This is a genomic window from Rothia sp. 11254D007BW (genome assembly GCF_053548195.1).
In genome coordinates this window covers 1,546,626-1,558,470 of sequence record NZ_JBPWPK010000001.1, presented here as the reverse complement: position 1 = coordinate 1,558,470, position 11,845 = coordinate 1,546,626, and the positions used below count along the sequence as shown (strand labels likewise).

General features: G+C 62.6%; 6 protein-coding genes and 1 tRNA gene. 3 read left to right on the top strand and 4 right to left on the bottom strand.

All coding sequences use genetic code 11. The features are described 5' to 3' along the window. Window positions 1–246 precede the first annotated feature (246 nt). Window positions 247–390, top strand: coding sequence for a hypothetical protein (locus tag ACEE43_RS06985; protein WP_449107734.1), 144 nt, complete (start codon window positions 247–249; stop codon window positions 388–390). Window positions 391–457: 67 nt separating this feature from the next. Here the strand turns inward: ACEE43_RS06985 and ACEE43_RS06980 are convergent, their stop codons facing one another. From ACEE43_RS06980 to ACEE43_RS06965, 4 genes are all read right to left on the bottom strand, one after another. Beyond that, window positions 458–6,235 carry a DEAD/DEAH box helicase gene (locus ACEE43_RS06980; RefSeq protein WP_449107733.1) on the bottom strand — a complete coding sequence of 1,926 codons (5,778 nt, stop codon included), beginning with the start codon at window positions 6,233–6,235 and terminating at the stop codon, window positions 458–460. Window positions 6,236–6,338: 103 nt separating this feature from the next. Next, window positions 6,339–7,118, bottom strand: coding sequence for a DUF4232 domain-containing protein (locus ACEE43_RS06975; RefSeq protein WP_449107732.1), 780 nt, complete (start codon window positions 7,116–7,118; stop codon window positions 6,339–6,341). Between the two features lie 5 nt (window positions 7,119–7,123). Beyond that, complete coding sequence (locus tag ACEE43_RS06970; protein WP_185173557.1) at window positions 7,124–7,444, bottom strand: 2Fe-2S iron-sulfur cluster-binding protein; 321 nt, start codon at window positions 7,442–7,444, stop codon at window positions 7,124–7,126. Between the two features lie 210 nt (window positions 7,445–7,654). Beyond that, window positions 7,655–7,730, bottom strand: a tRNA-Arg gene (locus tag ACEE43_RS06965). A gap of 445 nt (window positions 7,731–8,175) precedes the next feature. Here ACEE43_RS06965 and ACEE43_RS06960 point away from each other — a divergent pair. Continuing rightward, window positions 8,176–9,999 (top strand): phosphoenolpyruvate carboxykinase (GTP), encoded by a 1,824-nt coding sequence (locus tag ACEE43_RS06960; protein ID WP_449107731.1) that lies wholly within the window; start codon window positions 8,176–8,178, stop codon window positions 9,997–9,999. A gap of 389 nt (window positions 10,000–10,388) precedes the next feature. Then, window positions 10,389–11,810, top strand: coding sequence for a sugar ABC transporter ATP-binding protein (locus tag ACEE43_RS06955; RefSeq protein ID WP_449107730.1), 1,422 nt, complete (start codon window positions 10,389–10,391; stop codon window positions 11,808–11,810). The last annotated feature ends 35 nt before the right edge of the window (window positions 11,811–11,845 follow it).

Genomic DNA, 11,845 nt, shown 5'->3' with positions numbered 1-11,845 from the left:
TCTAATATGACTTATCTATGACGTCCTGCGCGCCCCTCTGCTCACAGTGTAGACCAGAATTGCTGCAAAACTTGCGTGCCACCTGCTGAAAGGGTGTATAGTCGTTTCACGTCATGCTTCACCGTTGAAGTTTATGGCCCAGCACTAACTTAATACAAAGGGCAGGCTCATGCGATGTTGCTAGAGTAGGCCCTGACTCCTTAGGCGGTCTCCCAGCCGCCTGTCCCCTAGATGGAGGTCAGAACAATGAATCTGCTCTTTACCGTATTCATGATTGTTATGGTCATGATGCTTGTGATGTCTCTCGGTGCTTTCTACGTGCACCTTACCCGCAGCGTCCGCGCTTTCCGCGCTGGCTACGAGGGTGTGGAGTGCAACCTCACCGCCTAATCCATTAGAGACAGCTAGCTACAAAGAACCTCCCCTGCGCCCCAGGCAGGGGAGGTTCTTTTAAAAGCTAGGTGTAGTCCTTCCGCATACGCAGTCCGCGCGGGGTGGCGTAGAAACCAGCGGTCAGCAGGGCTCTGCGCAGTACGAGTACGGGGTGCTCACTAGCCTCACCCGATGCATCCGGCTGGTCGGGTGCGGGTGGTAGCGGCGTGGGAGAGCTCAGCACATCTACCCCGCCAGCGGTCTCAATAACGATTTTGTCGGCTACCCCGGCCCGCACCAGCTGGCCGATGAGGGGTGCGGCTACCTCCACCCGTTCGGGGCTGTCGGTGAAGGGTAGTAGAGTTTTGCCGCCACGCTCTAGGTAAAGGGTGAGTTCCCCATCCACCAGAACTACTACGGCCCCCGCCTTACGCCCGGGCTTGTGTTTGACGGGGGTGCGGTCAGCATCCCAGGGCACCGGTGCAGGCCAGGGCAGGGCAGCTCCGTAGGGGTTGGCGGGGTCAGTAGCAGCAAGCAGGGTCACTGACTGGCGGGTGCGCCGCACCGGGTTATACGAGGACGCACCCCCAGCGCTTCCCTGCTCTTCCTCACTTGCTGGGGCGGTGCCGTCTGCCGCCCGGAGCCTATCGACGGTAGATGAGGTGGCAAACTGGGCAGCGCCCAGGCCCTCGATGAAGTAGCCGCGGCGGGTCAGGCCCTTTTCTTCGGCGGCCGACAGTACCCGGTAGACCCCGGCGAAGCCGCCGGGGGTGTCCTCAACGGCCACGGCCCCGCGGGTGAGCACCCCGTAGCGGTCCATGAGCAGTTCGGCGCGGGCGGCAGCTGCCACGGTGGCATCGAGCGGTTCGGCCTCGATACGGGCCCAGCGTCCGCCGTCGATAGGGGCGACCTGGGCGGATACCGCAGGGGCCCGGCCCACGCCCACCCCTAGGCGGGAGGCCGAGAGGCGGGAGGCCCCGCGTCGCATTCCCACGGAGCGGGCCCGGGGAGCGGGGGCGGCCACCTTGTGGGCCGAAGCCCCGCCCGAGATCAGGGCCCGCACCGGGGCGAAGGTATCGCCGGTGACTAGCCCGGCCCAGATCAGGTTCCAGAGGGCGGTTGAAATCTCCTGGGCGTTCGGGGGCGTGTTACCCAGTGAGGTGGCCAGGGCGGCGAGCTGGGTCTGAATCTGGCTGAAGAAGAGCCCGCCGGTTAGCAGCTCGTAGATGGTGTTTTCGAGGGCTCCCAGGGCGGCGAGCGCCTCGGTGCGTTCTACCTCATCGGGCAGGGTCAGGGCTGCGCTCTCACCCAGGTGTAGAGCGACCCAGCCGTCGTCCCCGGCGAGCTGGCCGGCGCCCGTCCAGATGACGTCCCCGGCGCTCAGAGCCGAGTCGAGCAGGGCGGGGGTGTAGTCGCTGATACGGGCCCTAAGAATGAGCGGTTCGAGGGCTGAGGCGGGCACCCGCACCCCGGCGAGCTGGTCGATGACGGTGAGTAGGCCGTCGTAGCCGCTGAGCATGGCGCTTTCGTCCCGGCGGACGCTGATGGGCTGGGCCGGTGCCCCGAAGGTGCCGGGTGCGGCGGTGGTTTCGGTGACCTGCCAGGAGCCCACATGCTGCCAGGGCGGCAGGAAACGGGCGTAGGTGCCGGGGGTAACGGGTTCGACGTCGGCGCGCAGGGCTGCCAGGGAGCGGGAGCGTAGGGTGCGCAGGACGGAGGCGTCCACCCATTCGGTTCCGGCCAGGTAGGCGGGGTCGGTGGAGCCGGTACGGGCAGCGGCTAGCTCGGCGCGCAGCTCTTCGGGTAGGAACTCACCGGAGATAACCCGCCGGTCTGCTGCCAGGGTGCGCAGGGCGGTATCGACCACCGAGACGCCCAGGGAAAGGGCGGCAGCAGCCTGGGCAGCGGTAAAGGGGGCGTGAGTGCGGGCGTAGCGGGCTACCAGGTCAACCAGGGGAGCCTCGACCGGCTCCAAGAAGGCCAGGGGGACCCCAATCGGCAGGGGCACACCCAGGGCGTCGCGCAGGCGGGCGGCGTCCTCAATGGCGGCGTAGAGTTCCCGCCCGTGCAGGCGGAAGCGCAGGGCCCGGCCGGCTTTCACCAGGGCCTCAAGGTGGTCGGTGGCTTCGGCTTCGGTCAGGACGCGCTCACCCGGCTGACCTGTCTCGGCCTCGGCAGTCGGGGCGCTGGCGTCCACACCGGAGCCTGCCCCCGCGTCCTCACCGGTGCCCTGATCCAGGAGCACCCGCAGGCGCTGGGCTGCCTCGGCGGCGGTCAGGGGGCCGAGCAGGCGCAGCAGGTCGGCGGCTCCCTCCACCCCGCGCAGGCGGTAGCCCGCAGCGGTGCGCTGGAGTCGAGCCTCGGTGGAACGGATGACCTCAACATCGAGCAGTTCGCGCAGCTCGTCCTTGCCGAGTAGTTCAGCTAGCAGGGCAGGATCCAGGGCCAGAGCAGCGGCGCGGCGCTCGGCCAGGGGGGAATCCCCGTCGTAGAGGAACTGGGCCACATAGCCAAAGAGCAGGGTGCGGGCGAAGGGGGAGGGGGTTTCGGTTTCCACCTCGCTGATGCGTACCTTTTTGGCCTCAAGGTCCTTGTGCAGGGCGGTGAGGGCCGGTAGGTCGTAGACGTCCTGCAGGCACTCGCGGGCGGTCTCCAGCAGGAGGGGGAAGGTGGGGTACTTGCGGGCCACATCCAGGAGCTGGGCGGATCGCTGGCGCTGCTGCCACAGGGGAGTGCGGCGGCCCGGGTCCTTGCGGGGCAGCAGCAGGGCACGGGCGGCGTTCTCGCGGAAGCGGGAGGCAAAGAGGGCAGAGTTACCCACCCGCTCGGTCACGATGTCTTCGAGCTCGGCCGGGTCAAAGATGAAGAGGTCAGCCCCGGGCGGTTCGGCCTCCATAGCAGGAATGCGCAGTACGATGCCGTCATCAGCGGCCATAGCTGAGGCATTGACCCCGTAGCGTTCCTCAGCCCGGGCGCCGACGGCCAGGGCCCAGGGGGAGTGGACGGGCATACCCAAGGGGGAATGCAGAATCAGACGCCAATCCCCCAGCTCATCACGGAAGCGCTCAACCAGCAGGTGCTTCTCGCTGGGCACCTGGCCGGTTGCCTCTGCCTGCTCTGCCACGTAGGCCAGCAGGTTATCGGCGGCCCACTGATCCAGGCCAAGGCCGCGCAGGCGGGCATGGGCGGCACCGGTGTCCTTACTGTTCTCAAGGGCCAGCTCCCGGGTAAAGGCCCCCAGAGCCCGCCCCAAATCGACAGGACGGCCCGGTGAATCCCCGTGCCAGAAGGGCAGGCGCCCGGGGACGCCGGGGGCAGGGGTCACCGTCACCCGGTCGTGGGAGATATCCTCAATCCGCCAGGACGAGGCACCCAGGGCAATGACGTCCCCGGCCCGGGACTCATAGACCATCTCCTCATCCAGCTCACCCACCCGCTTGGGGGCCTTGGAATCCTCAGCCCCTGCAATGAAGACCGGGAAGAGGCCGCGGTCAGGAATCGTACCGCCGGAGGTTACCGCCAGGCGCTGGGCCCCGGGGCGGCCCTCAATCGTCCCGGCGTCCCGGTCCCAGACAATACGGGGGCGCAACTCGGCAAACTCGTCCGAGGGGTACTTACCGGCCAGTAGATCCAGGGTTGCCTCAAAGGCCGCCCGGGGCAGAGTCGCAAAGGGGGCTGTTGCCCGCAGGGCCTCGAACCAGGCCTCCACACTGATGGGCCCCAGGGCGCAGGCCGCCACGGTCTGCTGAGCCAAAATATCGAGCGGGTTAGCCGGAACAGCTAACGGCTCAATCTTTCCCGCCAGCATGCGCTGTACGGTCACCGTCGCATTCAGCAGATCACCCCGGTGCTTGGGGTAGAGGTAGCCGCGCGAGACCTCGCCTACCTGGTGGCCGGCACGGCCAACCCGCTGCAGGCCAGAGGCTACCGAGTGCGGGGCCTCCACCTGAATCACCAGGTCAACATGGCCCATATCGATACCTAGCTCCAGAGAACTGGTCGCTACCACACAGCGCAGCTGGCCCGACTTCAGAGCCTCTTCAATCAGGGCGCGCTGGTCCTTCGATACCGACCCGTGGTGGGCCCGCGCCAACACCGGTGGAGCACCGGTGGCTGTGGGCGATCCCCCCATCATCTGGGCAGGGGGCTGAGTTGAAAGGGGTAAGGACGCACCCGCCCCCGGCAGCCGTTCATCGTCAGCTTCCAGCCGGGCGGGGGCATCCTTGGCTAGAGCCTCAGCCAGCACATCGGCCAGGGCCTTCGGCTCCCCGCCGGTGGAGGCGTAGGTGCGGGCACCGGTGGAGGCGCTCGCGGTCACCTCACCCAGCTCCCCGCGAGCCTCTAGACGGCCCAGATAAATCTCGTTGAGGCGGGCCGTTAACTTCTCAGCCAGCCCGCGCGAGTTAGCAAAGACAATGGTGGAGCGGTTAGCCTCCACCAGGTCCACAATACGCTCTTCCACGTGCGGCCAAATGGAGGCCTGGTAGCCGTTAAGGTTCGGGGTTTCGCCCCCGGCGCCGGAGCCCGGGGTGGACGCCGCCACCTGCACCTCCTCGATAGTGAGGGCAGGCTGAGTTTGGGTCTGTGCCTGGGGAGCGGATTCTGTTTCCTCACCGGGGAAAACACCCACAGCGTCCCACAGAGCCTGCTCGGCACTTGCCTGCTCGGCACTTGCCTGCGCAGTGCTTGTCTGCTCAGTGCTTGCTTGCGCAGCGCCTGCTTGCTCACCGCCCACCTGACTACCGGGTGTGCGCGCAGGCAGGGGCTGGTCAAAGTAGTCAGAGGAAGACTCGTCTGGCTGGGAGCCCAGGGCAGGGCCCGCCACCGGGTGGATACCCAGGGCCTCGGCCACGGTTACCCCCTGAGGCAGGGACTCCGCCAGCCGCACAGAGACTTCCGGCCGGGTGCCAGCGTCCGCCAGGGTATCGGCCTGCACGGCCCCGTCATCGAAAGCGCGGTCCTCGAACTCGGTGGCGTCCAGGGAGCGAACCTGGGAGCGGGTACGCTCGGTGAGCTTATCCAGGTAGGCGCCCGACCCGGCGGGTGCTGGGGCTGGCCGGGGGCTACTGCCCTGCTTGAAGGAGTTATCCCCCTCCCCGTAGGCATTGGGGCCACCCAGAGCCGTCATATCGGGCACCGGCACCGAAAGGGTCAGCTCCCACTCCTTGGCCGAGGGCGGGCGCACAATCTGCACCGGCACACTACCACCCAAAAAGCGGGCGACGGTTTCAACCGGCTCCACGGTCGCCGACAGCCCCACCCGCTGGGCCGGGGTCTCAAGAATCTGGTCCAGGCGTTCAAGGGTCACCGCCAGGTGGGCGCCACGCTTGGTACCGGCAACCGCGTGTACCTCATCGATAATGACCGTATGCACCTTGGTCAGGGTCGAGCGGGCCTTAGAGGTCAGCATCAAAAAGAGGGATTCAGGGGTGGTAATCAGAATATCTGGCGGGTTAGAAATCAGCTGGCGGCGTTCCTTAGCCGGGGTATCGCCGCTGCGCACACCCACCCGCACCTGTGGAGGCTCTACCCCCAGCTGCCGGGCGGTCTGGGCAATACCGATCAGTGGAGCGCGCAGGTTGCGCTCAACGTCCACACCCAGGGCCTTGAGGGGGGAAATATAGAGGACGCGGGTGCCCCCGCCCTCGTGATTCTCAAAGTGAAGGCGGTCAAGCGCCCACAGAAAGGCCGAGAGGGTTTTACCCGACCCGGTCGGTGCCACAATCAGGGCATGGTGACCAGCCGAAATCGCCTCCCAAGCACCCGCCTGGGCAGCCGTGGGCGCAGAAAAAGCCCCCTCAAACCAGCGGCGGGTGGGGGCCGAGAAAAAGCTCAGGGCACGGGAGGTAACGGGTTCTGCCATAGCCCCCATTATCCCCTTAAAAAATGAGCCGGGCGTATCGGCCAGCCTAGTGAGACTGATCGATACGCCCGGGGTTCAGCGTGAGGACGCTGGGCGCACTGTTTTAGGGGGTGGCCCCCACAGCACCCACCGACAGCTGGGCGACGGCAGGGTTAGAGCAGGCCTCTGCTGCAAAGTTCAGCACCAGAGCCTGGGAGGAACCGGGAGCTTGAATCGAGTAACCGGCCGCGGAAACGCTCTGGCAGGTGTCCCCGTAGAGCTGGGCGCGGGTTTCACGCAGGGTAGCGGTCAGAGATCCGCCGGGGGTAATTACACCGCCCGAGGACGACCACTCGGTAGCGTTCGCAGCTGCTGCACCTACCTGCTGACCAGCAGCATTGACATAGTGCACAGCGGGGTAGCCGCTCATGGTGCAGTTGGTGCTGCCGGTGTTGTTGAATGTCAGAGTGATATAACGAGAGCCAGCTGCACCACCACCTTCAGCAACAGCTGCTTCGATGTAAAGCTGGTCGTAGTCGCAGACCGCTACACCGGCAGCCGAGCTAGCGAGCTGTCTACCTGTGACCGCCGGAGCAGGCGCGCTGGCGGTTGGCTCTACGGTAACGACAGTGCCGGTAGGCACCGGTTCAGGGGTTGCAGAGACGCTTGGGGTCGGTTCAACCTCTTGCACGGTTGGCTGAGGTGTTGTGACCGATGGAGAAGGAGAAGCGCTGGTGGGTGCTGGGCTGCCGGTGGGGGACGCCGGGGCCGATGCCGCCGCTACAGATGAGCTGCTGGGGGTGCTCTCAGCAGTGGTAGTGCCGGTGGTGGCACTACCACACGCCGTGAGAACGGTTAGCAGACCTAGAGCTGCGAGGGGGAGAAGGGGGGTGCGTATCTTCATGCAGCCTACATTCCGGGCTGCAGGGTGACGTGTGCCCCGTCCATTCCCTCGGTGTATTCGGTCTGGCAGCTCAGGCGGGAGCATTCGTTGGCGATATCGTCAATCATGTCGAGCAGGTCTTCTTCTGCTTCTTCGCGGGGCAGGGTTGCCTCGATGTGCTCGGGGTCGATGAAGGCATGGCAGGTGGCGCAAGAGGCGTTGCCACCGCAGGTAGCCAGTACCGGGAAGCCCGCGGCAAGGACGGCCTCAAGCATAGTCTGGTGGGGCTCCCAGGTGACGTCCTTGGTGGTGCCGTTCTCGTCGGTGACCGTGATGTTTACGCTCATGTGTTCTCCTGTGCTGGGGGCAGCTCTGAGGCTGCTGGTCTTGGTTCTGTCCCTATTTTATGGGTGGCGGGCCATCTAACCCCGCTTTTTGTGGTTAAAACTACGATGAGCGGACGCCTGCCGCTAGCTCCGTGACAGGATGTTAGGCTGAGCGATGGGCGGGTGCAGATAACAAAAAACCGGCCTCCCGAAGGAGACCGGTTTGATATGTGGTGCGCCCGAAGGGATTCGAACCCCCAACCTTCTGATCCGTAGTCAGATGCTCTATCCGTTGAGCTACAGGCGCATTATGCGTTGACCGGCTGTGTCAGCCCGTCGCGGCAACAGGTAATACATTACGCAGGTTTGCACCGGTGTGCAAATCGAAAATGGGTGACCCTGCTCTCAAAAAAGCTAAAGATGGGGTGAAAACCGCGTAAACACGCGGAAAAATAGGGGGTGAAGAAAGTTGAAAAAACTTACTAGGGCGCCCTGGGTGTTGGTCAGGCCACATTCTTATGGGTCTGTAACGAAATATTTACATACCAATGAGGACAAACCGGGTTGAGCTATGTACCCTGGAAACACACGATGAAGTGAAAGTGCACCGCACGACGCGTTTATTCATTGATATGGGTGGCGCGTTTTTCTGTTTCTATCGGCCTGTAGGCAGGTAGTTAGGGGAGCGGCGCATACTTACCTGAGGCACAGTGGAGTGTTTCAGGTCAACGATTTATAAGGGGAAGCGTCAGATGACTGACATTTCAATCGACAACGTAACCGCACAGGCACCCACCACTCACGCAGAACTGCTGCAGTGGGTTGCTGATATTGCCCAGATGACTCAGCCTGAGCGTATCTACTGGGCCGATGGTTCGCAGGAAGAATACGACCGTCTGGCCGGCGAACTGGTTGAGGCCGGTACCTTCCGTAAGCTCAGTGACCATGAGTTTCCAAACTCTTACGTTGCCTTCTCTGACCCCGACGATGTAGCTCGTGTGGAAGAGCGTACCTTTATTTGTTCAGCGACCGAAGAGGGCGCTGGCCCTACCAACAACTGGCGTGACCCTGCCGAAATGAAGGGCACTCTGACCGAGCTCTTCACAGGTTCGATGCGGGGCCGCACCATGTACGTCATTCCTTTCGTCATGGGCTCACTGGACGCCACCAACCCCAAGTTCGGTGTTGAAATCACCGACTCTGCTTACGTCGTCACGTCTATGCGCATCATGGCAACCATCGGTTCTGATGTGCTGAAGAAGATGACCGAAACCGAGGCCTTCTTCGTCAAGGCCCTGCATTCTGTCGGTGCGCCTCTCGCCGATGGGCAGGCGGACGTCCCCTGGCCCTGCAACCCCGAAAAGTACATTGTGCAGTTCCCCGAGGATCGTGAAATCTGGTCCTTCGGCTCCGGCTACGGTGGTAACGCTCTGCTGGGTAAGAAGTGCTACGCCCTGCGTATTGCTTCAGCCATCGGTCATGACGAAGGCTGGATGGCCGAGCACATGCTGGTGCTTAAAATGACCAACCCCGAAGGTGAGAGCAAGTACATCTCGGCAGCCTTCCCTTCAGCGTGTGGCAAGACCAACTTTGCCATGATGGACCCCACCATTGACGGCTGGAAGGCCGAAATGGTTGGCGACGACATTGCCTGGATCGAATTCCGCGACGGCAAGCCCTTCGTTGTCAACCCCGAGGCAGGCCTCTTCGGCGTAGCCCCGGGTACTGGCTGGTCCACCAACCCCAACGCTATGCGCGCCATTGCCAAGGGCAACACCATCTTCACCAACGTGGCCCTTACCGACGATAACTCTGTCTGGTGGGAGGGTAAGACCGACGAGGTGCCCGAGCACCTGATTGACTGGCAGGGCAATGACTGGACGCCTGAATCTGGCCGTCCTGCTGCCCACCCCAACTCGCGTTTCTGCACCCCTATTTCCCAGGCAGACATGCTGGCTGAAGAGTACTACGCACCGGACGGTGTGCCTCTCTCAGCCATCATCTTCGGTGGCCGCCGCAAGACCACCGTGCCCCTGGTGGCTGAGGCTTCCAGCTGGGAGCAGGGTGTCTTCCGTGGCGTAACCCTCTCATCCGAGACCACCGCTGCCGCCAAGGGTGCTGTGGGTGTGGTCCGCCGCGACCCCATGGCTATGCTGCCCTTCATCGGCTACAACGCCGGTGACTACATCCAGCACTGGATTGACCTGGGCAAGAAGCACGGCGAAGAGAACATGCCCAAGATTTACTACGTCAACTGGTTCCGTCGCACCCCCGATGGCGGCTTCGCATGGCCCGGCTTCGGCGAGAACTCCCGTGTGGTCAAGTGGATTTTCGACCGACTGGATGGCAAGGCTAGCGGCCAAGAAACCTTCCTCGGCGTGGTGCCCGGCAAGAGCGACCTCGACCTCACCGGCCTTGATATCAGCGATACCGAACTCACCGCTGCCCTGGCTGTCGACAAGGACGAGTGGGCCCAGGAACTGCCCGGAATCGACGAATGGCTGGCCTTCCTCGGCGACAAGGTGCCCGCTGAAATTCACGCCCAGCGCGATGCCCTAGCCGCTGAGCTGAACTAAGGTATATCGGACTTTCGCTCATGTAGGGCACTGTTATCAGCGTCCTTGCAACCGAAAGTAAAATAGCGACACGGTTAAGGAGGTGACCTGTATAAAAACTTTTTATACAGGTCACCTCCTTAACCTCATGGGCGTAGTAGGACGACCCCAAAGAGTGGACGTAAAGCCGACTTAATATTCTGTAGAATGCTTAAGAATGGCTGAATACTGTGTACTCTTGCTGTGCTTCCCCCACAAGCTCATCGGCTAGCCACCGACCTACCACAGAGCTTCGTGCACGGCGTCATGGGTATATCACTCGCATGTTGGAAGGAAAGAACAGAGTGGGAAATCTGCTGAGTGTCAAGAACCTCACCAAGAACCACGAGCACCTTCGCGCACTTAAAGGCGTGAATTTAGAGGTAGCTGCCGGTGAGATCGTAGGTCTTCTCGGCGAAAACGGTGCAGGAAAGTCAACCTTCCTGTCAATTCTGGGTGGCTGGGATCGCCCCGGTGGTGGCACGATCACTCTAGACGGTGAAAAGTACGCCCCCCACACCCCCGAAGAAGCTCTTGAAGCCGGTGTCGGTTCAATCCGCCAGAAATTCAAGGTGGATCCCGAACTTACCGTCGCTCAGGCGATTTTCCGCTCCACCGAGCACGCTGGTGAAGAGGAAGAAGCTCAGGTTGCCCGTGCCCAGGAACTCATTTCAGAAATTGGCCTGGCAGTAGACCCCCGCGCTAAGATGGGCGATTTGGTCCGTGCTGAGCAGGCCTTGGTCGAAGTTGTGCGTATGGAAGCCGAGAACACCCGTCTGGTGCTCATGGACGAAGTCGCTGCAACCTTCAACGACTACGAAATTTACCAGCTCCACGAGGTGACCCGTAAGCTGGCCGCCGAAGGTCGCGCGGTCATTTACATAACCCACCGCATCGACGAGATCCGGTCCCTGGCAAACCGCGCTGTCATCCTTTCTGAGGGCACCATCAATACCGAGATCAACCCCGGTACGATGACCGCCGAAGAAATTGCCTTTAAGATGTTCAACCGTGAAATCGAGATGGGTGGACGCCCTGACGAGTTCGTGGGCGAGGACGCCAAGCTGGTGATCGAGAACCTGACGAGCGCCAAGGGCTCTCTCAACAACGTCAGCTTCTCCGTAGACCGCGGTGAGATTTTTGGTCTGACCGGCCTGCGACGCTCAGGTATCAACGAGGTCGCAGCGGCTCTGGTGGGCGTGGACGAGACCGCCAAGTTTGGCACCCTCAAGATTAACGGCGAGGACGCCACTATCGGCTCCCCCGAGGAATCGGTTGCCCACGGTATTGGCTATCTGTCAGATAATGACGATGAGCTGGGCCTGGCCAACGAACGCTCCATCGCTAAGACCCTGATGGAAAACGCCGGCCTCAAGGAAAGCCCCGAAGGCTTCTTGCACGAGGTATCTGCCCTACGTGAGGTAGCTGAGCAGATTCAGAAGCTGCGCATCAAGACCACCAATATTCAGGGTGAAGTCGGTAAGCTCTCGGGTGGTGACCAGCAGAAGGTCGCCCTGGCCCGCTGGATGACCACCGACTGCGAGATTCTGATTCTCAACCACCCCACCCGCGGCATCGACGTGAGCGCTAAGAGCGAGATTTACAAGATGCTGACCGAACTCACCGAAAAGGGTACCTCTATTATCCTGATTGGGTCAGACATGTCTGAGCTCATCGGCCTCTGCAACCGCATCGCTGTGATGCGCTCCGGCGAACTTGTCTCAATCCAGCAGAACAAGGCCGCGACCGAAGACACCCTCATGGGCGAGGCCCTGGGCGAAGACCTGGTCTAGCCGCCCACCGGCGTCCTAACGCTACAAAGAACCCC